This is a genomic window from Achromobacter spanius (genome assembly GCF_002812705.1).
Classification (GTDB): domain Bacteria; phylum Pseudomonadota; class Gammaproteobacteria; order Burkholderiales; family Burkholderiaceae_B; genus Achromobacter; species Achromobacter spanius.
Window position 1 is genome coordinate 3114862 of the sequence record NZ_CP025030.1, and the last position, 24538, is coordinate 3139399.

The 24538-nt window shown below is 62.6% G+C and carries 22 protein-coding genes, 1 rRNA gene and 1 pseudogene; 14 read left to right on the top strand and 10 right to left on the bottom strand.

The window, feature by feature from the left end:
- Positions 1-13: 13 nt before the first annotated feature.
- Both CVS48_RS14180 and CVS48_RS14185 read left to right on the top strand, forming a co-directional pair.
- A complete protein-coding gene (locus CVS48_RS14180) occupies positions 14-817 on the top strand; it encodes a shikimate dehydrogenase family protein (RefSeq protein WP_100855006.1) in 804 nt (267 codons plus the stop codon).
- A gap of 92 nt (positions 818-909) precedes the next feature.
- Positions 910-2508, top strand: a complete 1599-nt coding sequence (locus CVS48_RS14185) for a GMC family oxidoreductase (RefSeq protein WP_100855007.1) — start codon at positions 910-912, stop codon at positions 2506-2508.
- A gap of 77 nt (positions 2509-2585) precedes the next feature.
- Here the strand turns inward: CVS48_RS14185 and CVS48_RS14190 are convergent, their stop codons facing one another.
- From CVS48_RS14190 to CVS48_RS14210, 6 genes and pseudogenes are all read right to left on the bottom strand, one after another.
- The gene (locus CVS48_RS14190) at positions 2586-3599 is read right to left on the bottom strand and encodes a proline racemase family protein (RefSeq protein WP_100855008.1); all 1014 of its coding nucleotides are present in this window, start codon (positions 3597-3599) and stop codon (positions 2586-2588) included.
- A gap of 55 nt (positions 3600-3654) precedes the next feature.
- Positions 3655-4446 (bottom strand): ABC transporter permease, encoded by a 792-nt coding sequence (locus tag CVS48_RS14195; RefSeq protein ID WP_100855009.1) that lies wholly within the window; start codon positions 4444-4446, stop codon positions 3655-3657.
- Positions 4443-5291, bottom strand: a complete 849-nt coding sequence (locus CVS48_RS14200) for an ABC transporter permease (RefSeq protein ID WP_100855010.1) — start codon at positions 5289-5291, stop codon at positions 4443-4445. Before CVS48_RS14200 ends, CVS48_RS14195 begins: the two co-directional genes overlap by 4 nt.
- Complete coding sequence (locus CVS48_RS29845; RefSeq protein WP_341867014.1) at positions 5288-5977, bottom strand: ABC transporter ATP-binding protein; 690 nt, start codon at positions 5975-5977, stop codon at positions 5288-5290. Before CVS48_RS29845 ends, CVS48_RS14200 begins: the two co-directional genes overlap by 4 nt.
- Positions 5954-6379: pseudogene (locus CVS48_RS29610) on the bottom strand (ABC transporter ATP-binding protein); the annotation flags it as partial. The gene CVS48_RS29845 and the pseudogene CVS48_RS29610, both read right to left, overlap by 24 nt.
- A 13-nt stretch (positions 6380-6392) precedes the next feature.
- Positions 6393-7445: an ABC transporter substrate-binding protein gene (locus tag CVS48_RS14210; protein ID WP_100855011.1), complete on the bottom strand. Its 1053-nt coding sequence runs from the start codon at positions 7443-7445 to the stop codon at positions 6393-6395.
- A gap of 153 nt (positions 7446-7598) precedes the next feature.
- Here CVS48_RS14210 and CVS48_RS14215 point away from each other — a divergent pair, with 153 nt between their 5' ends.
- The 5 genes from CVS48_RS14215 (at position 7599) to CVS48_RS14235 (ending at position 12352) form a co-directional block, all read left to right on the top strand.
- Positions 7599-8678, top strand: a complete 1080-nt coding sequence (locus CVS48_RS14215) for a GlxA family transcriptional regulator (RefSeq protein ID WP_100855012.1) — start codon at positions 7599-7601, stop codon at positions 8676-8678.
- Positions 8679-8704: 26 nt separating this feature from the next.
- Complete coding sequence (locus CVS48_RS14220) at positions 8705-9415, top strand: glutathione S-transferase (protein WP_100855013.1); 711 nt, start codon at positions 8705-8707, stop codon at positions 9413-9415.
- A 437-nt stretch (positions 9416-9852) separates the two neighbouring features.
- Positions 9853-11334, top strand: a complete 1482-nt coding sequence (locus tag CVS48_RS14225) for a methyl-accepting chemotaxis protein (RefSeq protein WP_100855014.1) — start codon at positions 9853-9855, stop codon at positions 11332-11334.
- Positions 11335-11490: 156 nt separating this feature from the next.
- Positions 11491-11715 carry a DUF1653 domain-containing protein gene (locus CVS48_RS14230; protein WP_100855015.1) on the top strand — a complete coding sequence of 75 codons (225 nt, stop codon included), beginning with the start codon at positions 11491-11493 and terminating at the stop codon, positions 11713-11715.
- A 4-nt stretch (positions 11716-11719) separates the two neighbouring features.
- The gene (locus CVS48_RS14235) at positions 11720-12352 is read left to right on the top strand and encodes a 3'-5' exonuclease (RefSeq protein WP_100855016.1); all 633 of its coding nucleotides are present in this window, start codon (positions 11720-11722) and stop codon (positions 12350-12352) included.
- Between the two features lie 3 nt (positions 12353-12355).
- On the opposite strand, the gene CVS48_RS14240 is transcribed toward CVS48_RS14235, so the two are convergent.
- Positions 12356-12646, bottom strand: a complete 291-nt coding sequence (locus CVS48_RS14240) for an antibiotic biosynthesis monooxygenase family protein (RefSeq protein WP_100855017.1) — start codon at positions 12644-12646, stop codon at positions 12356-12358.
- An 84-nt stretch (positions 12647-12730) separates the two neighbouring features.
- On the opposite strand from CVS48_RS14240, the gene CVS48_RS14245 reads away from it, so the two are divergent.
- The 3 genes from CVS48_RS14245 (at position 12731) to CVS48_RS14255 (ending at position 14874) form a co-directional block, all read left to right on the top strand.
- Positions 12731-13138 carry a hypothetical protein gene (locus CVS48_RS14245; protein WP_100855018.1) on the top strand — a complete coding sequence of 136 codons (408 nt, stop codon included), beginning with the start codon at positions 12731-12733 and terminating at the stop codon, positions 13136-13138.
- 495 nt (positions 13139-13633) lie between these two features.
- Complete coding sequence (locus CVS48_RS14250; RefSeq protein ID WP_100855019.1) at positions 13634-14110, top strand: hypothetical protein; 477 nt, start codon at positions 13634-13636, stop codon at positions 14108-14110.
- A gap of 44 nt (positions 14111-14154) precedes the next feature.
- The gene (locus tag CVS48_RS14255; RefSeq protein WP_100855020.1) at positions 14155-14874 is read left to right on the top strand and encodes a hypothetical protein; all 720 of its coding nucleotides are present in this window, start codon (positions 14155-14157) and stop codon (positions 14872-14874) included.
- 19 nt (positions 14875-14893) lie between these two features.
- Here the strand turns inward: CVS48_RS14255 and CVS48_RS14260 are convergent, their stop codons facing one another.
- Positions 14894-17305, bottom strand: coding sequence for a DUF3772 domain-containing protein (locus tag CVS48_RS14260; protein WP_100855021.1), 2412 nt, complete (start codon positions 17303-17305; stop codon positions 14894-14896).
- A gap of 225 nt (positions 17306-17530) precedes the next feature.
- Positions 17531-18457 (bottom strand): LysR family transcriptional regulator, encoded by a 927-nt coding sequence (locus tag CVS48_RS14265; protein ID WP_100855022.1) that lies wholly within the window; start codon positions 18455-18457, stop codon positions 17531-17533.
- 250 nt (positions 18458-18707) lie between these two features.
- On the opposite strand from CVS48_RS14265, the gene CVS48_RS14270 reads away from it, so the two are divergent.
- Complete coding sequence (locus tag CVS48_RS14270; protein WP_100855023.1) at positions 18708-20225, top strand: acetyl-CoA hydrolase/transferase family protein; 1518 nt, start codon at positions 18708-18710, stop codon at positions 20223-20225.
- Positions 20226-20232: 7 nt separating this feature from the next.
- On the opposite strand, the gene CVS48_RS14275 is transcribed toward CVS48_RS14270, so the two are convergent.
- Positions 20233-21204 (bottom strand): LysR substrate-binding domain-containing protein, encoded by a 972-nt coding sequence (locus CVS48_RS14275; RefSeq protein ID WP_242001282.1) that lies wholly within the window; start codon positions 21202-21204, stop codon positions 20233-20235.
- A gap of 128 nt (positions 21205-21332) precedes the next feature.
- On the opposite strand from CVS48_RS14275, the gene CVS48_RS14280 reads away from it, so the two are divergent.
- The 3 genes from CVS48_RS14280 to CVS48_RS14290 all read left to right on the top strand — a co-directional run bounded on the left by CVS48_RS14280 (position 21333) and on the right by CVS48_RS14290 (position 24204).
- A complete protein-coding gene (locus CVS48_RS14280; RefSeq protein ID WP_242001281.1) occupies positions 21333-21602 on the top strand; it encodes an isoleucyl-tRNA synthetase in 270 nt (89 codons plus the stop codon).
- 203 nt (positions 21603-21805) lie between these two features.
- Positions 21806-21985 carry a hypothetical protein gene (locus CVS48_RS14285; protein ID WP_126376175.1) on the top strand — a complete coding sequence of 60 codons (180 nt, stop codon included), beginning with the start codon at positions 21806-21808 and terminating at the stop codon, positions 21983-21985.
- 688 nt (positions 21986-22673) lie between these two features.
- Positions 22674-24204, top strand: a 16S ribosomal RNA gene (locus CVS48_RS14290).
- Positions 24205-24538: the final 334 nt, after the last annotated feature.

Genomic DNA, 24538 nt, shown 5'->3' on the forward strand with positions numbered 1-24538 from the left:
CTTGGAGACCCCCATGAAGGAAATCACCGGCAACACCCGCCTGTTCGGCATCCTGGCCGACCCGATCCATCACGTGAAGACGCCGCAGCGCATGAACGAGCTGTTCGCGCAATTGGGCTATGACGGCGTCTGCGTGCCGTTTCACGCGCGGCCCGATAACCTGCCCGCCGTCGTCGAAGGCCTGCGCCGTCTGGAGAACCTGGGCGGCGTCATCGTCACCATGCCGCACAAGACCGCCATCCTGGAGCTGGTGGACGAGGTAACGCCGGTGGCGCAAAAGATCGGCGCGGCCAACGTGGTGCGCCGCGATGCCGATGGCAAGCTCACCGCCCATATGCTGGATGGCGAAGGCTTTGTGCGCGGTTTGCAGACCGCAGGGGTGGACCTGAAGGGAAAAAGCGCCTATCTGGCGGGCGCCGGCGGCGCGGCCAACGCGATCGGCTTTGCGCTGGTGCAGGCCGGCGTGTCGCGGCTGACCATCGCCAATCGCACACCCGCCAAGGCCGAAGACCTGAAGGCGCGCATTCTGTCACTGCATCCCGAGGCCAATATCGCCGTCGGCACGCCAGACCCGTCGGGGCATGATCTTGTCGTCAACGGCACCTCGCTGGGCATGAAGGAGGGCGACGCGCTGCCGCTGGATACCGCACGGCTGACCCCGGACCAACTCGTCTGCGAGGTCATCATGCAGCCTAAGGACACCGCGTTGCTGCTGGCCGCGCAAGCGAAGGGCTGCAAGGTGCATTACGGCGCGCCGATGCTGGTTTGCCAGATTGCGCTGATGGCAGAAATGCTGGGCGTGGCGCCCGCCAAATAAGGCCGGGCAACTAAGGCCAGGCGACTAAGACCCGGCGACTAAGACCCGGCAACCCAGGCCGGGCAACCAACATCAGGACGTGGCGAGAAACGATGGGCGATTACGATTTCATCATTGCGGGCGGGGGCACGGCGGGCTGCATCCTGGCCAACCGGCTCAGTGCCGACGGCAAGCATCGGGTCTTGATGCTGGAGGCCGGCCAAGAAGCACGCAGCATGTGGATTTCCATCCCGGCGGGCTTCTCCAAGCTGCTGGTGAACCCCGACTACAACTGGCGCTTTGCCACCGAGCCCGAGGACAACGTCTATGGCCGGACCATCGCGGTGCCGCGCGGCAAGGGCGTAGGCGGCTCCACCTTGATCAACGGCATGATCTACGTGCGCGGCCAGCCCCAGGATTACGACGGCTGGGAAGCGGCGGGCGCAACGGGGTGGGGCCACGCGCAGGCCGAGCGCGTCTTCCGCAAGATCGAGCATTACGAAGCCGGGGGCGACACGCGCGGCAAGAACGGCCCGATGCACCTGGAAGAAGTGGCCGAACGGTTTCCCGTGTCCGACGCCTTTCTGCGCGCCGCGCAGGAAGACGGCCAGCCCTTGAACGCCGACTACAACAGCGGCAACCAGGAAGGCGTGGGCTACTACCAGGTGCTGCAGCGCCGGGGGCGACGCTGGAGCGTGGTGGACGGATATCTGAAGCCCGCCGCCGAGCGGAAGAACCTGCACGTGGAATGCGGCGCGCATGTGACGCGGCTGGTGTTCGACGGCAAGCGCTGCGTAGGCGTCACCTATCGCAAGAACGGGCAGGAACACACGGTGCGTGCCGGCCGCGAAACCATTCTGTGCATGGGCGCGGTGCAGTCGCCGCAGTTGCTGGAGTTGTCAGGCATCGGCAACCCTGGCTTGCTGCAATCGTTCAACATCCCGCTGGTGCACGCGCAGCCGCAGGTAGGCGAAAACTATATCGACCACTTCGCCACGCGAATGAACTGGCGGGTGAAAGGCACGGTGACCTTGAACGAGATGTCGCGCGGCTGGCGCCTGGCGCAGCAGGTGGCGCGCTACTACACGCGCCATACCGGCATCTTGACCTTGGGCACGGGCCTCGCGCACGGCTTTGTGAAAAGCGCGCCGGATCTGCCCACGCCCGATGTGCAATTTTTCTTCGTGCACGCCAGCTATGCCAACGCCGCCGAACGCATCCTGGACCGGCAGCCGGGCATGACGATCGGCGTGGCGCAACTGCGTCCGGAATCGCTGGGTTCGATCCACCTGAAATCTCCGGACCCGACCGCGGGCCCCGCTATCCGGCCCAACTTCCTGTCGGCACAGATCGACCGCGACAGCCTGGTGGGCGGCATGAAGGTTGCGCGCCGCATCGTGGGGCAGCCCGCCATGCAACGCTACGTGGAATCCGAAATCAGCCCCGGCGCCGCCGTCGAAAGCGACGAGCAATGGCTGGACTTCGCGCGGCGCAATGGCCAGACCATCTATCACCCCATCGGCACCTGCCGCATGGGTTCAGACGCCGCCGCCGTAACCGACGTCAGGCTGCGTGTGAACGGCGTGACGGGCTTGCGCGTGGTGGATGCATCGGTGATGCCGAAGATGGTGTCCGGCAACACGCAGGCCGCCGTCATGATGGTGGCCGAGCGCGGCGCGGAACTGATCCTGGAAGACGCGGCAACGGCGTGACGCGTTGTGGAAAGGGCGTGCAAGGCCATAACGCCTTGCACGCGCCTTGCACGTCTTTTTGCGAGACGATGAGCGCATCAACGGATCAAGAACCCCGCGCCCACCGGGTCGTTGCGGTCAATCACCCAGCGCGCGGTACCCAGGATGCTGGCCGTGCCCTTGACCGTGGGGCGCACGGCGCGCGTACCGTTCAAATCCACTTCACCCAGCAAGCAGCCTTCAAAGGTGCCGCTGCCCAGCAGCCCCTCGGACTTGATGGGTTGATTCAAGCCCATCTTTCCGCGCGCCTCGAACATGGCCATCATGGCGCTGGTGCCCGTGCCGCCCGGCGAACGGTCCAACTGCCCCGCGCTGAACACGTGCACGTTCTTGTAGAACGCGCCTTCGATCGTGGGCTGGTGCCAGAACGTGATGAAGTTCAGGTTGTTGATGTGCGCTTCGGTGGGGTGCTGGATGCGATGGCGCGCGTTCAACTGGTCGCGCACGATCAAGCCCATGCGCGACAGCTCGGTGCCGTTGTCCGGCGAGATCCGCAGGTCGCAGCCTGACAGGTCGACGATGCCGAAGTAGTTGCCGCCCCACACGATGTCGGCGTGCAGCTTGCCGTAGCCGGGCAGTTCAACGGGGATGTCTTGCGCGGCCACGTAGGCGGGCACGTTTTCAAAGCGTGTCCACAGTACGTTGTCGCCCTCGGACGCCACTTCCGACACGACCAGGCCCGCCGTGGTTTCAAAGCGGATCTTGGTGATGCCGTCCTTGCCGCGCGCGACCAGGCCGTTGGCCACCATCGCCATGCTGACCGCGATGGTGCCGTGGCCGCACATGTGCGAATACTCGGTGCCGTCGATGTAGATCAGGCCGGCGTCGAATTCGGGGCTGGACGGCGGCGTGAGGAACACGCCGAACATGTCTTTGTGACCGCGCGGTTCGCGCATCAGCGCCTGGCGCAACCAGTCGTAGTTTTGCTCCAGAAAAGCCCGCTTTTCCAGGATGCTGGATCCGGCGGGGTAGGGGATGCCGCTATGCACGATGCACAGGGGCTCGCCTTCGGTATGGGTATAGATGACATCGAACGCGTCTTGCTTGCGCATGACTGTGGCTCCAGACTAAGTAGGATGAAAGGGAAAAACAGCGGAAGGTGGGAAACTATTTGCCGCGTTCGGACAGCATGTCCAGGCCGACGGTCAAATCCAGGATGACGATAGCGATCACCGCAACCACAATCGTGGCGCCCGATACGGCTGCGATGGTCGGATCGATCGTGTACTGCACATAGTTGAAGAGCTTGACGGGAATGGTGTTCAGGTCCGCCGTGGTGTTGAAGATGGAAAGCTCCACGTTGATCCACGACGAGATGAACGCGAAGATGGAACCGGTGACGATGCCGGGCCGGATCTGCGGCAGCACCACCAGGAAAAACGTGGTCCAGGGGTTGGCGCCCAAGTCCGCCGACGCCTCCTCCAGCGCGCGCTGCTCCGGCGTCAGCAGGGTCAGCGTGGACCGCAACACAAACGGCGCAATGATGACGATGTGCCCGATCAACAAAGACAGGAAGCTGCGCGTCAGGCCGAAGTACGCGCCGTACTGCAGCAGCGCCGCGCCCAGCACGATGTGCGGCAGCACCAGCGGCGACATCAGCACCGACGCCAGCGCCACCTTGCCCGGAAACTCGTACCGGGCCAGGGCCAGCGCGGCCGGCACCGTCAGCAGCACCGCCGCAACGGTTGCCGCCAGCGCCAGCACCGTGCTGGTGGTGAACGCGGCCATGTAGCCGGCTTCCACCAGCAGCGTGCGATACCACTCCAGCGTCCACCCTTGTGGCGGAAACGCCAGATACGGCGTGGCCGTGAACGACGAGCCCAGGATCACGATCAAAGGCAGGGCCAGGTACGCCAGCACGGCCAGCGCGATCAGGCGGATCAGGTGGCGGGCGATCATCGCGCGGCTCCGGGCAAGGTGGCGGCGCGGTTGGCCAGCGCCACCAGGATCAGGGTGAAGACCAGCAGCACCATGCTCAACGCGCCGCCGTAGTGGAAGTCGAACACCGAGCTGTATTGCTGGAAGATCAGCATCGACAGCACCGATATCCGCCCGCCGGACAGCAACGCCGGTGTGACGTAGGCGCTGACCGCCAAGGTGAAGACGATGATGGCGCCCGACATCACGCCGGGTAGCGTCAGCGGCCAGGTAATGTGAAAGAAGGTTGCCGTGGGGCTGGCGCCCAAGTCAGCGGAAGCGTGTTCGCACGCCGGATCCACCCGCGCCAGCGCATTGCCCACCGCCAGCACCACGAAGGGCAGCAGCACATAAACCATGCCGATCAGGATGCCCAGTTCGGTGCCGATGAAGCGCACGGGGCGGTCCGCCGCACCCACGCCCACCAGGGCCTGGTTGACGAGCCCATTGCGGCCCAGCAGCACCATCCAGCCGAACGCGCGCACGATGTTGCTGGTGAACAGCGGCACCACCAGCAAGATCACGCAAAAGCGCCGCCATGCCTGCCAGCGCACGACGCGCACCAGATACCAGGCCAGCGGATACCCCAGGATCACGCAGACGAGGGTGGTGAAAAACGCCAGCCGGAAGGTCGTCAGGATCACGTCCCAGTGGTACTGGTCGGCCAGCACGCGCAGATACTGTTGGGTGGTCAGCGACAGGCCCGGCTCGCCGCTGGTGACGCTGGCCAGCGCCACCACGGCCAGCGGGGCCAGGAAGAACGCCGCGAAGAACAGCACGGGCGCGGCCAGCAGCAGGCCGGGTGAGAGCCAGGCGCGCTGGTTCATGGCTGTTCACCGATCAGGTGCAGGTGTTCGGGCGCGAACGTCAGGCTGACGGGCGCGCCGGGCCGCAAGCCGGATGGCGCGATGCCACCATGGCGCGACACCACGGTCTGCCCGTCGATGTCCACGTGAATCATGCTGTGGCTGCCCACATTGATGACGTCGGCAACCGTGCCGGTCAGCATGCCCGTGGCTTGGCCATCAGCAAGACGCAGGTCTTCGGGACGCAGCACCGCCACGCCGCGCGCGGGTGTGGGCAGGGTCTTGACCGTGCTGCTGACGGTGTTGTTGCTCGCCAGCGGCACGCGCAGGTTTTGCAGGTCCAGTTGCAGCGTGTCGCCGGTGGCCGACGTGGCAAGCGTGTACGCCATGAAGTTCGCGTCGCCGATGAATTCCGCCACGAAGCGGGTGGCGGGCTGGCGATAGATGTCGGTGCCCGCGCCCACTTGCTCGATGCGCCCGGCGTGCATGACGACCACGCGGTCGGCCATGGTCATGGCTTCTTCCTGGTCATGCGTGACAAAGATGAAGGCGATGCCGAGCTTGGCTTGCAGATGCTTGAGTTCCAGTTGCATGCGCTTGCGCAGCTTCAGGTCCAGCGCCGAAAGCGGTTCGTCCAGCAGCAACAGCTTGGGCTGGTTCACGATGGCGCGCGCCAGCGCCACGCGCTGCTGCTGGCCGCCGGACATCTCGCGCGGTTAACGCGGGCCGAAATCCGCCAGCCCCACCATGTCGAGCGCGGCGCGGGCGCGGTCGGCGGCGTCAGCCTTCGACGCGCCTTGGCGTCGCGGGCCGTACGCCACGTTTTCCAGCACGGTCATGTGCGGAAACAGCGCGTAGTTCTGAAACACCGTGTTCAAGGGGCGATGGTGCGCCGGCAGGCGGCTGATGTCCTGGCCGTCGATCAGGATGCGGCCCGATTCCGGCTTCAGAAACCCGGCTATCGCGCGCAGCAACGTCGTCTTGCCGCAGCCGCTGGGGCCCAGCAGGGCCACGAATTCCCCCTGCTGGATGTCCAGGCCGATGCGGTCAAGCGCCTGGTAGGCGCCAAAGCGCATCGACACGTCTTCGATGGTGAGCAAAGCGGACATGTTCAACCCCAACCTAGCGCTTGCGAGCGACTTGGCGGTTCCAGGCGTCGGTGACCTCGGCGCGGCGGCTGTTGATGAGGTTCCAATCGAACAGGCTCAAGTTCTCCACCGAGCCTTCGGCCCCCCACGGCAGCTTGCGCGCCACATCCTTGGGCACCTGCACGCCCTTGACGGCCGGCCCCAGGTACAAGCGCGTGGCCAGGCACGCGGCGGCGTCCGGCGTCAGGGCGGTGTCGATGAACTTCCTGGCGGCGGCCGCGTTGGGCGCGCCCTTGACCAGATGCAGGCGGGCGTCGGTGGCCCAGGCGCCTTCCTTGGGCACGGCAAAGCCGATGGGCAGGCCCTTGTCGATCAAGTCCCACGCACCCACGTTGAAGTGCGCGCCGATGATGGCCTCGCCGCTTTGGTAGGCGTTGCTGGCCGCGCCCGAGCTATCGAAATAAAGCGCCGTGTCCAGCGAGGAAAGCTTGGTGTAGAGGGGCGCCAGATTCGACGGGTCTACCCCCCAGACGCGCGCCAGGAAGAACACGAAAGGCACGCCGGATGAATTCGCGGGCGAGGGCACGGCCACCGCGCCGGCGTATTCGGGCTTCCACAAGTCTTTCCAACTGGTGGGCGCCTGCGGCACTTCCTTGGTGTTGTAGGTGATGCCCAGCGAGTAGTAGCCGGTGCTGACGGCGTAGGCCGCGTTGCCATGGCGGTACACGCCCTGGTCAATCACGTTCTTCAGGTTCGGGATGGCGGCGGGGTCCAGCGTGTCCAGCACGCCGGCCTGCTGGGCCAGCTCGCTGATGCCGCCGTCCATCCAGGCCACGTCGATGGTGGGCGCGTTCTTTTGCTGTTGCAGCTTGGCCAGCGTGGTGGTCGATGTGCCCACTTCCGGCACCACGGTCACGCCCGTGGCCTTGGTATAGGGGTCGGCCACGCAGGTGCGGAAGGCGTCGCCCCAGTTTCCGCCGTACCAGGCGACCGTGATCTTTTGCTGCTGCGCGCCTGCCGGGCCGGCCATCATTAGGCCGGCGCCCAGCAAGGCGACGCCGAGTGCGCTGCGGGTAAGTGTTGCCATGTTGGATTCCCCTTGTCGATTTGTCGATTTTTCGGCTTGTCCAGCAAGTCTGACGCAATGGAAGCGGCACAGGACATCGCCATGGATGCATCTTGGGTGACACGCGGGAAAACGAGATTGAAGGCGCGGGACAAAAACTTGAATAATTGCGTCATGAACACCGTCGACTTTCCGCCCGCTACCGCGTCCTCCTATGACGAGGATGCCGACGCCCTGCCTCGGGAGAAACCCGCACTGAACGTCGGTATCGTGCTGATGGACCAGTTCACGCTGGCCGCCTTCGCCGGCCTGGTGGATGTGTTGCGCCTGGCGGGCGACCACGGCGGACGCAGCCGGCAGATCCATACGTCGTGGCGTGTCATGAGCTGGGACGGCAAACCGCGCTGCGCAAGCGCCGGGCTGACGATAGATGTGGCCGACGCGCTGCCCGCGGACCCCGCCGAGTTCGACTACGTGGCGGTGTGCGGCGGCAACGACTATCACAACGGCCGTATGCCGGAACCCCTGCGCGACTGGCTGCGGCTGGCGGCGGCGCGGCGCGTGCGCTTGCTGGGCATCTGCACGGGCACCTTCGCCTTGGCGCAGGCCGGCGTGGTCGGGCCGCGCACCGTCTGCGTGCATTGGAATGTGCTGGATGCCTTCCGCGAACGCTTTCCGCAGACGCGCGCGGTGGTGGACCGCTTGTTCGTCGACGAAGGCGACCTGATTTCCTGCGCGGGGTCCACGGCGGCCATTGATCTGGCCTTGTACCTGGTGGCCAGGCATTGCGGGCGCGACAAGGCCCAGCAGGCCATGCGGCACATGATGCTGCAAGGCGTGCGCCCCGGGCGTGTGCCGCAAGCGCATTTCCGCACCGACCTGTCCGGCATCCAGGACCTGCGGGTGCGGCAGGCCGCGCACTTTATCGAGCAACGCATTGACAACCCGCCTCCGCTGGATGCGATTGCGCGCTATGTCGGGGTGGGGCGCCGCCAATTGGAGCGAGCGTTCCGGCTGGCCACGGGCAAGTCGCCCATGGCGTTTCAGCGGCAACTGCGCCTGGAATACGGAAGCTGGTTGTTGCTGAATAATCCTTGCAGCATCACGCAGATTGCGTTGGACTGCGGCTTTGCGGATGGCGCGCACTTCTCGCGTGACTTCCGCGCGCACTTTGGTTTGTCCCCACGGCAGTATCAGGCCCGCGGCTTGCTGGCCGTGGGCCAAGAGGGCGGCGCCGACGAATTTCCCGCCTGACCCTCGCCCTGACGCAAGGAGCCGGCATGACGTATGACCTTTGGTATTGGGAGAGCATTCCCGGACGCGGCGAGTTCGTGCGCCTGGCGCTTGAAGCAGGCGGCATTCCGTACCGCGAGCGGGTGCGCGAACCGGACGCCTCGGACGAGGCCCTGATCGAAGACATGCGCGCCCCGCGGGCGCATCCCCCGTTCGCGCCGCCGTATCTTGTGGCCGGCAAGATCACGCTGGGCCAAACCGCCAATATCCTGCTATTCCTGGGGGAAAAGCACGGCCTGGCGCCGGAATCCCTGGAAGGTCGGTTGTGGGTGAACCAGTTGCAATTGACCATTGCCGATATGGTGACCGAGGCGCACGACACCCATCACCCCATTTCGGCAAACGATTACTACGAAGACCAGAAAGAGGAAGCGGCACGGCGCGCCCGGGGCTTCCGGGAAGAGCGCATCCCAAAATTCCTGGCCTATTTCGAGCGCGTGCTCGCCGGGCCGTCCGCGTGGCTCGCGGGGGGAGACGGCTGGACCTACGTCGACCTTTCGCTTTTCCATCTGGTGGACGGGCTGCTGTACGCATTTCCAAAGCGCATGGGCACGGTGGCGGCGCATTATCCGAACGTCATGGCATTGCATGCGCGGGTTGCGGTGTTGCCGGCGTTGCAGCCCTATTTCTCCAGCGGCAGGCGGCTGCCATTCGGCGAATGCATATTCCGCCAGTATCGCGAACTGGATGCGCCATGAACTAAGCAGCGCCTGTTTGGTATTAAGAATTAGGGCCAGTTCCGGTATCGGAACTGGCCCTTTTGATTAATGCGACGGGTCTAAACGTGACTTTGTGGTAACCCGATTGCACCTCAGGTGATACCGGGTTTATACGGAGAGAACTACTTCCTATAAATGACTTTAGTGTCCTGGTTTTCAAGTTTTTTTCACGGAGCACGTGTCAATAGGTTGAGAAACGTACATTTATAGGATTAATATTTTCGACTGGATACATTCTGCAGGGTTTATCTTCTTTGTAGGTTTCGTCGCCGTTGGGGCGACGGACAAACGGGGTAGTGCATGCGGCGCGGCTTGCATTGCTTGGCTTGGGTTGGGACGCGCCAGTCAGTTCTGCTTTGAAAAACCTTTTGGTCATTGTCAGCAACTTTGTCCCATCCCTGGCAGGAGACGCCACTATGCAATGGACTACATTCAGCCGGTTGTTCCGTGGAAATCGCGGTATGCAAAAGGCGGACCTATACGGTCAGATATCCGCCATTCACAAGGCGCAGGCCGTGATCGAATTCGATCTCCAGGGCCATGTGCTGACGGCGAATCAGAATTTCCTGGACACCATGGGATATTCCCTGGACGAAGTGCTGGGCCAGCATCACGCCATGTTCATCGACCCGGCCGAGCGCGAATCCGCGGAATACGCGGCGTTCTGGCACAAGCTGGGGCAGGGGGCATACGACGCCGGACGTTATCGCCGTGTTCGTAAAGACGGTAGCGACGTCTGGCTGCAAGCCTCCTACAACCCCATCTTCGATAAGCGCGGGCGGCCGCTGAAGGTGGTGAAGTACGCCACCGACATTACCGACCAGCAACATCGCCAGGCCGACACCGAAGGGCAATTGGCGGCGATATCCAAAGTGCAGGCGATTATCGAATTTGAACTCGACGGCACCATCATCCGCGCCAATGAGCTGTTTCTGAAAACCGTGGGCTATCAAGCCTCGGAAGTGGAAGGCCGCCACCACAGCATGTTTGTGCGCCCGGAAGAGGCGCGCGGCGCGGCGTATAAGGAATTCTGGCGCAAGCTGCGCGCCGGTGAATACGACACCGGGCAATATCTGCGTATTGGCAAGAATGGCCGCCAGGTGTGGATCGAAGCCAGCTATAACCCCATCTTCGACGCCGAGGGCCGGCCGTTCAAAGTGGTGAAATTCGCCACCGACATCACCACGCGCTTTACCGCCGCGCAAACGCTGAGGGTGGCGGTGCAGGGCTTGACGGAAAACGCAGAGCGCGCAAGCCAGGCCAATGCCCTGGCGCTGGACGCAAGCCAGATTGCCGAGCAGGGCGGCAAGACCGTGCAGGGCGTGGTGCGCACCATGAGCGCCATCACCGAAAGCTCGCGCCGTATTTCCGAGATCATCGGCGTGATGGACGGCGTTGCCTTTCAAACCAACATCCTGGCGTTGAATGCCGCCGTGGAAGCGGCGCGGGCCGGCGCGCACGGCAAGGGGTTTGCCGTGGTCGCGGCCGAGGTGCGCAGCCTGGCGCAAAGCAGCGCCGCGGCCGCCAAGGAAATCAAAGGCCTGATCACCACGTCGGTCGAGCAGATTGAAAGCGGGGCGGGCCAGGTTCAATCGGCGGGCGCCACGATGGAAGACATCGTGGCGTCGTCGCGCCGGGTGACCGAGATCATGGCGGAAGTGGTGAATGTGTCGCTTGCCCAGTCGGCCAAGCTGGGCGGCGTGACGGAAGACATCACCAAGATGACCGCCGAAGCCGAACAGACGTTGCGGGCCACCCAGGCAGCGGCCGATGCGCTGGAGGCGCGCCAAGCCCGCCAGCATCCCGTGGTCAAGCCGGTAACGGCCTCGGTGCGCGCCAGGCAGGCGGCCAATACCCCGCTGCCCCCGGCGCCGGTTCTGGAATATGTGCGGTACTGAGCGTGCGGCCCCCGAGTTTGCGGCACTGAGCGTGCAGTACTGAGCGTGCAGTACTGAGCCCCACGCGAGTGCGCTATAAAGACGGTTCTGTTTGAATCCCAGGCCTGGGCCGGACCCTTACCCGCCCAGGCCGATTATTTTTTGCGGCCACCGTCCATGACTGAATCCGAAGCCCTGGCTCTTGCCTCGCACCGCCACTACAAAGGCGGCCTTTACCTGTATGTGGGCACGGCCCGCCACTCTGAAACCGAAGAGTCGATGGTGGTGTACGAACATCTGTGGCCGCACGAGCGTGGCCTGTGGGTGCGGCCCGCGTCGCTGTTCTTCGGTCAGTTGGCCGACGGCTCGCCGCGTTTTGCGCCCTTGCCGGCGGGGCAGTGACGCCGTGACCTTCTATAACCGGCGCCCGCGCACGGGCACTGCGACGTCACGCACGGCAGGTAAGCCCACCCAAGCGTCGGCGGCGTTGACGTCGGCCTTGCAGGCTTTGCGTGGCCCCTTCATCGTGGCCGACTTGGAAACCACCGGGCTGTCCACCGCCACGTGCGAGATCCTGGAATTCGCGGCGGTCCGCGTCGAGACCTGCGGCACATTGGCGCGCGAGTACACGCAGGTGGTGCGCACGGCCTCGCCCGTGCCGTCCTTCATCACCCGGCTGACCGGCATCACGCAGGCCGAAGTCGACCGACACGGGGTGCCGGTGATGCAGGCGTTTTCGTCTTTCCTGGCCTTTGTCGAAGACTTGCCGGTGTTCTTTCACAACGCGTCGTTCGACCGGCGTTTCCTGGGGGCAGCGGCGGATCGGACGGGCTTGCCGTTTCTGAATCCCACGCATTGCACCCTGGCGCTGGCGCGACGCGCCTGGCCGGAATTGCCTTCGCACAAGCTGGATATCCTGGCCCGTCACGTGGGCGCTTCGAACCCCACGCACCGGGCGCTGGCCGATGTGCGCACCACGGTCGCCGTGGCGCTGGCCGCCAATGCGCGCCTGGCCTTGGGGCAAGCCGCGCCGGCGTAGGCCTCAGATCACTTGCTGTTCGTGATGCACCAGGGGCGGCTCGACGAAGAACCCCCCGACCAGCTTGCGCCACTCTTGAAAGTCAGGCGATTCGCGGAAATCCACCATGTGATTTTCAACCGTTTCCCAGGCAACGACCAGGGTGTAGCGCTGCGGTTGTTCGATGCTGCGGTGCAGTTCCATCCCGTGGCAGCCACGGGCACGCAGGAACAGGGGCTTGGCTTGTGCGACGCCTGCCTCGAACAGCGCTTCCTGTCCTTCGCGCACATGGATGCTGGCAATTTCCTGGATCATGACGGGGTCTCCAATGAATTGGGGCCAGGTGGGTCCTGGCCGGCCGGAGTAGTATGGCGGAAATTTCTTATATCAGCCTGACCGATGAATTCCCGAGCCGCCGTCCTGACTCGCCTTGTTGCCCTTCGCCTGCTTTGGTATGTGGCGATCGGCGCCATTGCGCTGATGGCCCTGGTGCTGCACACCCAGTTCAGTGTGGCCGTGGTGCTCTCCGCGATTGCCATCTACATTCCTTTGTCGATGCTGTGCCTGCCGCTGATGGCATGGCTGTGCGTTGGCCGCGTGACGCCGCCAGCCGGGGCAGGGTTGCCGCCCGTGTGGCCGGCGTGGCTGGCAGGCGCGTTGGGCATGTCGCTGCTGGCCAGCTACCACGTGCTGGCCGATCCATTCTTGGCGGAGTGCGGTTTCCTGCTGCTGTTGGTGGGGGTTGATCTTGCGTTGGCCCGGCGCGAGGTGGGGCTGTACATCCAGGCGCAGTTCATCCGCGCGTAGTCGATACGTGCCTAGTCGATACGTGCCTAGTCGATACGTGCATGACGATGCGCGCGTAGTGAATCCGGGCGTAGTTAATTCACGCCATGCGACATTCGCAAACTTCTCAGTAATCCTAACGGCCATCAACGCCGGGCCACCCCAGCGTGCGCGCTAGGCGCCTTGCCTGAGCCGTTCGCGCCTTTTGCCATCCTTAGAGTTGAACCCGCGTCCGCGCGCGGCGACATCGCCTGCGCCTTTCATCGGCCATATGCATGGTGTGATGCCGCGCTGTTCGTCATTGTTGCGCTTCGCTTCATGCGTTGCGCTCGTCCACAAAGACGCGATCGACCGTTTAGCCGATATCGACATGCCTAGGACGGAGCAATCATTCCGTACCAATACGAAAGTCCCACGCCCAGCCTTGTTGCCAGGCGCATGGCAGGACGTAGCGGTCCGCGCCGGTCGGCCACCGGCACCTGTGTATCCGCATGAAGCGGGTCAGGAGGAGCTCAAATGAAAAAGCTCGCAGCAGTCGCAGCCCTGTCATTGTTTGCCGCATCGGCTTATGCCAGTGGGCCGAACATCTCATCCGTGTCGATCACCGGCCATGCCGGCACGATCAACGGCACGGCGTCATCCATCTCGAACGGCAGTTCGGTGGTGGCCACCCAAGTCAACGGCTATGGCTCTTCCAGCCAGACGTCGTTCGGCGAAACGGGTGGCGTCGCGCAAGTGGGCGGGTCGTTCAACCATGAGGGCACGACGGTGGTGACCAGCACGCGCCAGTACGCCACCAGCGAAACCTACGGCAGCGTGTCGGGCAACGCCCCGATCATGGTCGGCGACAGCATCGCCAACGGCGGCGCCACGTTCGGGCAGACGGAAACCGTGGCCTCGGCCGCGGGTACCTTCAAGGCCGCCAACATCGGCGCGTTTGGGGCGATTGGTGGGGTTGGATCGATGGGCCACGTTGGTGGCTTCAATCGCTGACCCAATTATCCGGACGGCTTCGGCCGTCCGGTCGAGGGGACATCATGAAGAAAATCGTGTTTGCAATCACGCTCTCGCTGGTGGCCAGCTCGGCCTTCGCGCAGACCAGCAATTCAAGTTCTACTACCTCTGCAGCGTCGGGGTCGACCAACGCCGGCAACAACCAGGGCATTACGTTCAACTCAAGCAACAACGGCTCCAGCTCGGTGAAGACGGTGCCCCCGGTGGGCGGTCAGAGCTTCTACGGGTCGTTTTCGTCGGATAGCTGCATGGTGTCCGCCGGCGGCGGCGGCTCGGTCATTGGCTTCGGCATGAACGTGGCGGTGCCGATCGAGGACCAGAAGTGCAGTTTGCGGCGCAATTTCGAACGCACCATGCAGGCAGCGGCCTCCACCAAGGATGCCGACCGTTCGCGACGCCTGGAAACGGCGGCCATCGACATCCTGTGCCAGACGGACGACCGCACCAAGGCCGCGCTGGTGGCGCAAGGCCTGTGCACCAATCCAGCCTTGACCACGGCGGACCATCGCTTCGATAACACGGCCGTGGCGCAAGCCGCACCGACCTCGACGGCAGCCACCGTGCCAGCCGCGCCGGTGCAGAGCCGGGTGCAGGCCCGGGTGCAGGCGCCGCCACTGGCCACCGTGGCTGCGATGCAACCGTACCCGGTGCAAACCGCGCAGACCACCGCGCTGGCGTCGCCGCCCTTGCGCAACCCGCGGCTGGAACGCCAGCAGTTCGCCGACCTGTATTCGCCCGGTTGAAGAGAAGGGGGGGCGGCGCCTACGCCGTGGGCGGCGGCGCCACTCCCTTGGTCTCCTGCTCGGTGCTGAACGGCGAGGGCGACGACAGCAACATCGTGGGCGGCGAAGACACTTCCAGCCCGGCCTCATGCAAGCGCTTGAGGACGGTGAACAGCAGGGCGCTGCGTACCCCGTAGGCGGCGCGCGGCGACGAGACGTAGCCCCTGGCGTTGAAAATCAGATGCCCGTTTTCAATGCCGTCCAAAAACACGTTGGGGGCGGGGGTCTCCAGCACGTCCTCATGGTCGGTGAAGGCTTGCAGGATCAGTTCTCGCACCGCTTCGGCGTCGGTCGACAGCGGCATCGGCAGCTTGATCTGCACCAGCCCCAGCGGATTCGAATGCGTCACGTTGCGCACGGTCTTTGTCACGAATTCCGAGTTCGGCACGATCACGGTAGAGCGGTCGCCCATCTGGATTTCGGTGGCGCGCACGTTGATGCGCAGGATGTCGCCTTCGACGCCGCCCAGCGACACCCAGTCGCCCACCTTGACCGGCCGTTCGGCCAACAGGATCAGGCCCGACACGAAGTTCTGCACCACGGCTTGCAAGCCGAAACCGATACCCACCGATAGGGCGCTGGCGATCCACGCCACGCGCTCCAGGCCGATGCCGGCGGCGGACAACGACAGCGCAAAAGCAATCACAAAGCCCGCATAGCCAAACAAGGTGGCGGCGGATAGCTGCATGCCCGGATCCAGTTCCGTGGTGGGCAGATAACGATTCGACAACCAGCGCTTGAGCAATTTGACGCTGAGCAGCGACAAGGCCAACACCAACAGCGCTTGCAGCACCGCGCCGGGGCGGATCTGCGCTTCGCCGATCGACAAGCCCTTGTGCAGTTGGTCAAAGCGCTGCACCAGGTCCATCGGGCCTTCGCCAAACGGGGCCAGCAGCAAGATGATGGCCAACAAAGCGACCAACACGCGGCCCACGCCGGAAAGCAGCACGGCCGCCTGGTCGCGCAGGCTGGCGCCTTCACGTTCTCCTTCGCGGTGCGTCGTGCCCAACAGCGTGCTGAATCCATCTTCGATCAGTATCGCCACCAGGTAGGCGGAGGCCAGCACGATCAGCACCCACAACGCCTGCTTGACCAGGAAGGCGCCGAACGCGACATAGCCCGCCAGCAAGCATGCCAGGCTCAAGACCAGCACCGCCCAGAGGATGCCCAACAGCAGCGAAATCCAGAAGGGCGCGGGCGCCTCGGTTTCCTGGATCAGCTTCTGCCGCAGGCGACGGCCAATCACCAGCACGGCGCTCATGGCCGCCATGATTAACGCGGCAACAATGCCGGTCAGCGTGATCGTCGTGGTCAGGCTGGCATTGAGCAACACAGGCAGGCGTTCAGCCAGCCAGATCATCACCACCAGCGTGCCCAGCAGATTCGGCAGCCATTGCAGCCGCGTGGCCGCGGCATTGCTGATGGGTGGCAAGCGCCACGAGGGGCGCCGCCGGGACAGCAGCGCATTGCCAAGGCCCGAGACGAAGCCGCCGAAACAGACGGTGGCCACCAGGGTTGCCAGCAACGACACGGTGTTGTCGGACAGTTGCGAATCCCAATCCAGGCCGGTGTGGATCAGCAAGGCGATGATGCCGGGCGTCGCCACCGACAGCATCACTTGCGCCACGGCCAGGAACGAGCGGCGCAGCCGGCCGGGCGGCACGCGGGTGGCTGTCAGACGAAGGATCAACCGGCCGATCCAGATGCGCAGCGCGATGGTCAGCGCGGCGGCGCCCGCCAGCAACAACCAGCCCCACTTCGGCGTTTGGCCGACGGCGGTCGCCAGGTCATCGCCCAAGGCTTCCAGGCGCTCGAGGTCGCGCGGAAACTCTTCCTGGAATTCGGTCCAGAACTGGCCCGACAGGAATGAATCGCGGCGTTCGCCCAGGCGCGCCTGAAATTGCGTGCGCCGCTGTGCCGAAATCTGTTCGGCAGTCTGGCCCGCGTCCACCGACAACAGCCGGGCCAGCTTGATCTGCGCATCCAGCGCACGGCTGTTTTTTTCCAACTGCGCGCGCTGGGCCGCCACGTCGGGCGCTTCCTTGGCGCCTTCCGGCGCCGCACCCAGTTCGCTCAACCGGGCGGTCACACTGGCCAATTGCGGGGTCAACGCCTCGCTGACCGCGTCGGCCTTGGACTGGATGTCGAGCGCGTCGCCACGTTGCTTGACCAGTGTGGCGTCATCGGTTTCGTCGGCGACACGCTTGCGCATGTCGTCGATCTGCTTGCGGGCAGCGGCCAACTGCGTTTCGAATTCCGCCGGGTTCTGAGGTGGCGCCGCAAAGGCGGGCATCAGGCAGAACGCCAGCAGCATCGCCGCGATCAGCGCCGCGAAAGCGGGCATGCGCGAACGGCGCTTGCAGAAGAGCAGGAGGGGGGCGGTGTAGGTCATTTTCCGGGGGCGAGATACTCGCGTCGAGGCGGCAGCATACCAAGGCCTTGCTTTGCCCGTTGCAACAAAAATAGTGCTTTGTCCCCGGTATATCGCCCGCTCTTGATAGCCGGCAAGCAGACCGCCTTCAGGGCTAAAAACAGGGGCGGATCAGTTTCAGCGGTTGGGTGGCATTTTGCCTGGCGTGCGGCGCGCAATCCCTCTTTACGAGCCCAACGTTTGGAATCAACTCGACTGCGCCGGCGTACCCCTTGGCACCGCTTTTTTCGGTTTGCCCAACACCGCATCGCAGACGTCCAGCCACGCCCGCGCGGCGTACGACAGGTAGCCCGATTGCAGCCAGATATGCCCCACCTCCCATTGCATCCCCGACTTCGCCAGCTTGGCGGTGCTTAAGCCGCGCGTCTTCATGCGCTGCATCAGGGGTTCGGGCAGCAGCGCCACGCCCAGGCCGGCGGACGCCATCGCCACCAGAAAGTCCCAGTGCGCGCTTTGGGCGGCGATGCCGGGTTGAAAGCCTGCGTCGGCAAAGGCCTGGCGCAAGCGGCGGGTGATGGCGAAGTCGTCGGTGGGAATCAGCAGGCGCGCGTCGCGCAGGGCACTCAAGGGCAGAGACGTCTTGCCGGCCCACGGCGCGTCGGGCGGCCCGATTACCCAGATGGGGTAGTTGCCGAACGGCTGCGCGGCCAATCCACCGTCGGGCGCAATGGGCAGGATGGTGGCGCCGACTTCCAGTTCACCGCTGGCGACCAGGCCTTCAACCGCTTGGCCGGTGCCCTCGCGCAGCGTCAGATGAATGCCGGGATGCAGTTCGCGAAAGCGCTTCACCACCGGCGTGAACAGCAGGTTGATCATGGGCGGAATGCCAACCTCCAGCGCCCCGCGCCGCAAGTCGGCCGTCTGGCGCATTTCTTCGCTGAGTTGGCGCATGGTCTCCAGCACTTGCAGCCCGCGCTGGTACATGACGCGCCCGGTGTCGGTGGGCCGGGCGGTGTGGCCGTCGCGAATCAGCAGCGGCGTTCCGGCCTCATCTTCCAATTGGCGAATCATTTTGCTGACCGTGGACTGCGTCACGAACAGCGTCTTGGCCGCCTGCGTGAAGCTGGCATGCCTGACGGTTTCAACGAAATACCGCAATGCGCGCACGTCCATGGCGGCGGGTTCCCTGTGGCGCGATGCGCATGAAGGCAATTCAAACTATGAAAAAAACGACTGGATTGGATGATTTTAAGTCATTACGAGATTCAAGCGCGCGTTTCTATACTGCGGAAAATTCTTCCGGCGCGGGCGTAATACGTCTGCGGCGGGATATCGGGAAACGCCGCGTCAGACGGTGTCCGGGTGCTTGGACGGTATCGCCACGCCCGGCCGCGAGCCGTTGGCCTTTAAATCTGGAGACACCATGCATCTCGACCGTATTCGCCATCCTGGCCTGCTCGCCAAGATCACGTCCGCCGACCAGGCGGCATTGTTGATTCAGGACGGCATGACCGTGGGCATGAGCGGGTTCACCCGTGCGGGCGACTGTAAGTCCGTGCCGGCGGCGCTGGCCAGCCGCGCGGAACGCGAGCCGCTGTCGATCACGCTGATCACCGGCGCGTCGCTAGGTCACGATACGGACAAGATGCTGGCCCAGGCGAATGCACTGGCGCGCCGCATGCCGTTCCAGGTCGACACGACGTTGCGACGCAAGATCAACCAGGGCGAGATCGCTTTCATTGATCAGCACCTGTCTGAAACGGTGGAGCAGTTGCGGGCCGGCCATATCGGACCGATCAACGTGGCTATCATCGAAGCCGCCGCCATCACGGAAACCGGCGCGATTGTGCCCACGATGTCCGTGGGCAATTCGGCGTCGTTCGCGCAGCAGGCCCACAAGATCATCATCGAGCTGAACGTCGGCGTGCCCGCCGCCATCGAAGGGTTGCACGACATTTATGTGCCGGCCGAGCGCCCGGCGCGCCAGCCCATCGGTCTGATGTCGGTGGACCAACGTATCGGCCAGCCTTTCATTCAGGTCGACCCTGACAAGATCGCGGCAATCGTCATCACGCACGAACCCGACAGCCCGTCCAACGCCCTGCCGCCGGACGAAGACACCAACGCCATTGCCGGCCACATCAATACGTTTTTGCGGGGCGAAGTGGATGCCGGTCGCCTGACCAATGCGCTGCTGCCGCTGCAGGCAGGCATTGGCACCATCGCCAACGCCGTGCTGCATGGTTTTGAATCGTCAGACTTCGACGCGCTGACCATGTATTCCGAAGTGCTGCAAGACAGCGCCATCGAATTGCTGGACCAAGGCAAGCTGGCGTTCGCGTCGGCCTCGTCCATCACCGTGTCCAAACCGGTGTACGACAAGATCCTGGCCAACATGGAGCACTACCGCGAACGCATCGTGCTGCGCCCGCAGGAAATCAGCAACGCGCCTGAAGTCGTCCGTCGCCTGGGGGTCATCGCGATCAATACGGCTTTGGAGTTCGATATCTACGGCAACGTGAATTCCACGCATGTGGGCGGCACGCACATGATGAACGGCATCGGCGGCTCCGGCGATTTTGCGCGCAATGCCCATCTGGCAATCTTCGTTTCCAAGTCCATGGCCAAGAACGGCGACATTTCCAGCGTGGTGCCGATGGTGTCGCATGTGGACCATACCGAGCACGACGTTGATGTGCTGGTCACCGAATGTGGCCTGGCTGACCTGCGCGGGTTGGCGCCTCGCGAGCGCGCTCGCGCCATCATCCGGCATTGCGTGCATCCGTCCTACCGCGCCGCCTTGCAAGATTATTTTGACCGCGCGTGCGAACGTGGCGGGCAAACGCCGCATCTTCTGGAAGAGGCGTTTTCATGGCATCAGCGTTTCAACGAAACGGATTCCATGCTGCCGGCCAAGTCCTCGGCCCGCAAGGCGGCCTGAGCGCGCTTTAGTCGGCGGGGTGTTGCTGCTGCTGCTGCTGCTGCTGCTGCTGCTGCTGCTGCTGCTGCTGCTGCTGCTGCGTGACAAGCGCGCAGCGCGACAGCTCCAACTCGTCATGCAGCCATTGCTTCAGCGCAACCAGTGGCGCCCAGTCCCGCAGGCTCGGCGGATAAACCAGATGGTAAGTCTGCGCTTGCTCATAGTGCACGCTCATGGGCGACACGCGCACCAGGCGCCCGGCACACAGTGCGTCCGCGGCAAGCAGCTCGCGGCCCAGCGTAATGCCCAGTCCTTGCTCGGCGGCTTGCAACATCATGCCGGCATCGTTGAACGTGGCGACCGGTGTAACGGGCGTGCGCAACCCCGCCGCGTTGAACCAGTGCTGCCACATTTCCCGTTCGCCCAGGAGCGGCTGGCGAGCCAGCGTTTCGGCACGATCGTCTTCAAGTGCGGCGGCGGTCTCCGGCGAGGCTAAAGCGATCAATGGCAAGGGCATGTCGAACAGCGGCTCAGACTCCACGCCCGCCCATGGGCCGCGTCCAAACCGCAAGGCAGCATGAAAGCCGTCGCGTACCAAATCGACAACTTGCTGAGACGTTTCTATCTCTAGTGCAAGCCCCGGATTGCGCGTGCGCCAGCGAGCCATGCGAGGCAACAACCAACGCTGCGCGAACGAGGGCAACACCGACACCCTCAGCCGCTGCTCACTCCCGGTGGCTGACGCCGCCGCCGCCATGACGCCCTCATCCAACAGCGCCAGCGCGCTCTGCACGCTGCACAGCAGCGCCGCGCCCGCACTGTTCAAGACGATGCCTCGTCCGCTGCGCTCAAACAGCGGAAAGCCCAATTGCTCTTCCAGCCCTTTGATCTGCTGGCTGACCGCGCTGTGCGTCAAGTGCAGCCGCTCGGCCGCCGCGCGCAGATTCTGCAGTTCGGCCACCGCACGAAAGGCGGGCAGGGTATTCAAAGGCAAGCGCATGGTGAGCTATCCAAGGCAAAAAACGTTCGGTTAGCGTAACTGACCAATAAGCGGAAAACAATTGGATTTTCAGGGTTGATTTGGGCGATTACGCTTACCAAAACGTCGAACATCACAAGGAGGCGCTCATGTCTGCCCAAATTTCTACTCTCTATTCCTTCCCCGCCGCCGCTTCAGCCCCGCAGCATGTCATGGCTGCCCCGCGCCAGGCCGGACTGCTTAGCCTGTTGTGGGCGGCGTATTGCCAATGGCGTCTTCAGTCTCGCCTGCGCAATCTCGCCGCTGATATGGATCCGCACATCATGAAAGACATGGGCGTGCCAGAGTGGCTGGTCCACGAAAGCACGGTTCAACGCCAACTGGAGCGCATGCGCAATGCCGACTACCTGCGGTGGTAGCGGTGTAGCGGTTCCTCAATGGTCATCGGCTCCTCTGTCTCGCTATATATAGAAGGCGTTTTGATGACGCCGCGCGCTCTATATATAGAGGGGAGGGGCGAAAGAAGGCGTCAGACGCAGGCTCAGCCCAGAGTTTTGCTTCCCCGCGATGACAGGCGTAAAACTTGTGCTATAGTCTCGCTCCTTCGCAGTTCAGGCAGTTTTTGAATCGCGAAGCCAAGCAAGCGCAACAGGTCAACCGGCAAGCGATCCGCAAGGAAACCTTCCCCGGCCTGCCGCAAAGCAGCCAGCAGATAGTTATGCCGGCAGCCAAGCGGTTATTGCAAGGATTGCAGCAAATCAGGCAAAAGCCAGTTGCGCAATCTGCAAAAATCGTGCTATAGTCTTGGGCTTGGCTGGTGATGTTGATTCAGGGTTTACCCGGATAAATATTGCGAGCCACCTGGTTCAGTAACCAACCTCTGGATTCCAGAGCCAACGCAAAGCGTAAGCGAGCGGCGGGGTTGCAAGATAGGATGCAAATTAGGCAAGAGCCGGTTGCATAATCTGCAAAAGTTGTGTTATAGTTTCAGGCTTGGCAGTTGCCGAAAACTTAGGGTTAACCCGAATGGGTGTTCTGATGTTTCGATAGCTGCTAAGGGGGGGTGATCTGAAGAGGTCGCAAGCAAGAAAGCGGTGGCGCGAAAGCGAACGAAGCTGACTTGACAAGCGATAAAAACTTCTTCATAATCTCGCCTCTCTGCTGCTGAAAACAGCAAGCGACGCAAGGCGAAAGCCGCAGCGAAGCTGGCGAGTTCAGTAGGTAGCAAGAAGTTGGTAGTACAGAATTTAGCAGTACCGCTCTTTAACAATTAAACAACCGATAAGTGTGGGCGCTTGATGCGATGCACTGTGATTCAGGTCTGGGGTCAAACCTTGGCTTGCTTTACAAGCACAATGAAATCAAGTGCTCACTAGAAGTGAAGTACCTTAGACGTCAAGTTTAAGAACATACCTCACTTCCTTTGAGTAGCGACGTATGACCTGGTTCGGATTTATTCGGACCAAGAATACGAAACAAATACAGAGATTAAACTGAAGAGTTTGATCCTGGCTCAGATTGAACGCTAGCGGGATGCCTTACACATGCAAGTCGAACGGCAGCACGGACTTCGGTCTGGTGGCGAGTGGCGAACGGGTGAGTAATGTATCGGAACGTGCCTAGTAGCGGGGGATAACTACGCGAAAGCGTAGCTAATACCGCATACGCCCTACGGGGGAAAGCAGGGGATCGCAAGACCTTGCACTATTAGAGCGGCCGATATCGGATTAGCTAGTTGGTGGGGTAACGGCTCACCAAGGCGACGATCCGTAGCTGGTTTGAGAGGACGACCAGCCACACTGGGACTGAGACACGGCCCAGACTCCTACGGGAGGCAGCAGTGGGGAATTTTGGACAATGGGGGAAACCCTGATCCAGCCATCCCGCGTGTGCGATGAAGGCCTTCGGGTTGTAAAGCACTTTTGGCAGGAAAGAAACGTCATGGGCTAATACCCCGTGAAACTGACGGTACCTGCAGAATAAGCACCGGCTAACTACGTGCCAGCAGCCGCGGTAATACGTAGGGTGCAAGCGTTAATCGGAATTACTGGGCGTAAAGCGTGCGCAGGCGGTTCGGAAAGAAAGATGTGAAATCCCAGAGCTTAACTTTGGAACTGCATTTTTAACTACCGAGCTAGAGTGTGTCAGAGGGAGGTGGAATTCCGCGTGTAGCAGTGAAATGCGTAGATATGCGGAGGAACACCGATGGCGAAGGCAGCCTCCTGGGATAACACTGACGCTCATGCACGAAAGCGTGGGGAGCAAACAGGATTAGATACCCTGGTAGTCCACGCCCTAAACGATGTCAACTAGCTGTTGGGGCCTTCGGGCCTTGGTAGCGCAGCTAACGCGTGAAGTTGACCGCCTGGGGAGTACGGTCGCAAGATTAAAACTCAAAGGAATTGACGGGGACCCGCACAAGCGGTGGATGATGTGGATTAATTCGATGCAACGCGAAAAACCTTACCTACCCTTGACATGTCTGGAATTCCGAAGAGATTTGGAAGTGCTCGCAAGAGAACCGGAACACAGGTGCTGCATGGCTGTCGTCAGCTCGTGTCGTGAGATGTTGGGTTAAGTCCCGCAACGAGCGCAACCCTTGTCATTAGTTGCTACGAAAGGGCACTCTAATGAGACTGCCGGTGACAAACCGGAGGAAGGTGGGGATGACGTCAAGTCCTCATGGCCCTTATGGGTAGGGCTTCACACGTCATACAATGGTCGGGACAGAGGGTCGCCAACCCGCGAGGGGGAGCCAATCCCAGAAACCCGATCGTAGTCCGGATCGCAGTCTGCAACTCGACTGCGTGAAGTCGGAATCGCTAGTAATCGCGGATCAGCATGTCGCGGTGAATACGTTCCCGGGTCTTGTACACACCGCCCGTCACACCATGGGAGTGGGTTTTACCAGAAGTAGTTAGCCTAACCGTAAGGGGGGCGATTACCACGGTAGGATTCATGACTGGGGTGAAGTCGTAACAAGGTAGCCGTATCGGAAGGTGCGGCTGGATCACCTCCTTTCAGAGCTTAAGTGCTCGTGTTAAGCGTCCACTCTTATCGGTTGTTTTTTGTAGCTGGGGTCAATATTGATTGGCCTGGCGTAGAAGTTAACGCATAGCGCTGCTTGCAGCGCTATGCGTTGGGTTTTACTCAACAGCTATATTCGTTCTTTAACAATCTGGAAGAAGCACAACGAAATGTACTTATTAAGTACTCGGCGCAAGCCGAAGAAAATAAGTACGGGTTGTGATTGCATTATTTTGTTCCAAGTTCTCAAGGCTGAGGTGAATAACCTCAGACTGCTTTGAAACTTATGAACGGCACAAACGCTAATACTCAGGTCCTATAGCCTACA

Bases quoted from the DNA above. Each gene is read 5' to 3' on its own strand.
- CVS48_RS14210 (WP_100855011.1), bottom strand. From the start codon at position 7,445: ATGGCAACACTTACCCGCAGCGCACTCGGCGTCGCCTTGCTGGGCGCC.
- CVS48_RS29845 (WP_341867014.1), bottom strand. From the start codon at position 5,977: ATGTCCGGCGGCCAGCAGCAGCGCGTGGCGCTGGCGCGCGCCATCGTG.
- CVS48_RS14260 (WP_100855021.1), bottom strand. From the start codon at position 17,305: ATGACCTACACCGCCCCCCTCCTGCTCTTCTGCAAGCGCCGTTCGCGC.
- CVS48_RS14220 (WP_100855013.1), top strand. From the start codon at position 8,705: ATGACGTATGACCTTTGGTATTGGGAGAGCATTCCCGGACGCGGCGAG.
- CVS48_RS14255 (WP_100855020.1), top strand. From the start codon at position 14,155: ATGAAGAAAATCGTGTTTGCAATCACGCTCTCGCTGGTGGCCAGCTCG.
- CVS48_RS14280 (WP_242001281.1), top strand. From the start codon at position 21,333: ATGTCTGCCCAAATTTCTACTCTCTATTCCTTCCCCGCCGCCGCTTCA.
- CVS48_RS14270 (WP_100855023.1), top strand. From the start codon at position 18,708: ATGCATCTCGACCGTATTCGCCATCCTGGCCTGCTCGCCAAGATCACG.
- CVS48_RS14265 (WP_100855022.1), bottom strand. From the start codon at position 18,457: ATGGACGTGCGCGCATTGCGGTATTTCGTTGAAACCGTCAGGCATGCC.
- CVS48_RS14230 (WP_100855015.1), top strand. From the start codon at position 11,491: ATGACTGAATCCGAAGCCCTGGCTCTTGCCTCGCACCGCCACTACAAA.
- CVS48_RS14240 (WP_100855017.1), bottom strand. From the start codon at position 12,646: ATGATCCAGGAAATTGCCAGCATCCATGTGCGCGAAGGACAGGAAGCG.
- CVS48_RS14190 (WP_100855008.1), bottom strand. From the start codon at position 3,599: ATGCGCAAGCAAGACGCGTTCGATGTCATCTATACCCATACCGAAGGC.
- CVS48_RS14215 (WP_100855012.1), top strand. From the start codon at position 7,599: ATGAACACCGTCGACTTTCCGCCCGCTACCGCGTCCTCCTATGACGAG.
- CVS48_RS14225 (WP_100855014.1), top strand. From the start codon at position 9,853: ATGCAATGGACTACATTCAGCCGGTTGTTCCGTGGAAATCGCGGTATG.
- CVS48_RS14180 (WP_100855006.1), top strand. From the start codon at position 14: ATGAAGGAAATCACCGGCAACACCCGCCTGTTCGGCATCCTGGCCGAC.
- CVS48_RS14185 (WP_100855007.1), top strand. From the start codon at position 910: ATGGGCGATTACGATTTCATCATTGCGGGCGGGGGCACGGCGGGCTGC.
- CVS48_RS14245 (WP_100855018.1), top strand. From the start codon at position 12,731: ATGAATTCCCGAGCCGCCGTCCTGACTCGCCTTGTTGCCCTTCGCCTG.
- CVS48_RS14200 (WP_100855010.1), bottom strand. From the start codon at position 5,291: ATGAACCAGCGCGCCTGGCTCTCACCCGGCCTGCTGCTGGCCGCGCCC.
- CVS48_RS14250 (WP_100855019.1), top strand. From the start codon at position 13,634: ATGAAAAAGCTCGCAGCAGTCGCAGCCCTGTCATTGTTTGCCGCATCG.
- CVS48_RS14275 (WP_242001282.1), bottom strand. From the start codon at position 21,204: ATGCGCTTGCCTTTGAATACCCTGCCCGCCTTTCGTGCGGTGGCCGAA.
- CVS48_RS14195 (WP_100855009.1), bottom strand. From the start codon at position 4,446: ATGATCGCCCGCCACCTGATCCGCCTGATCGCGCTGGCCGTGCTGGCG.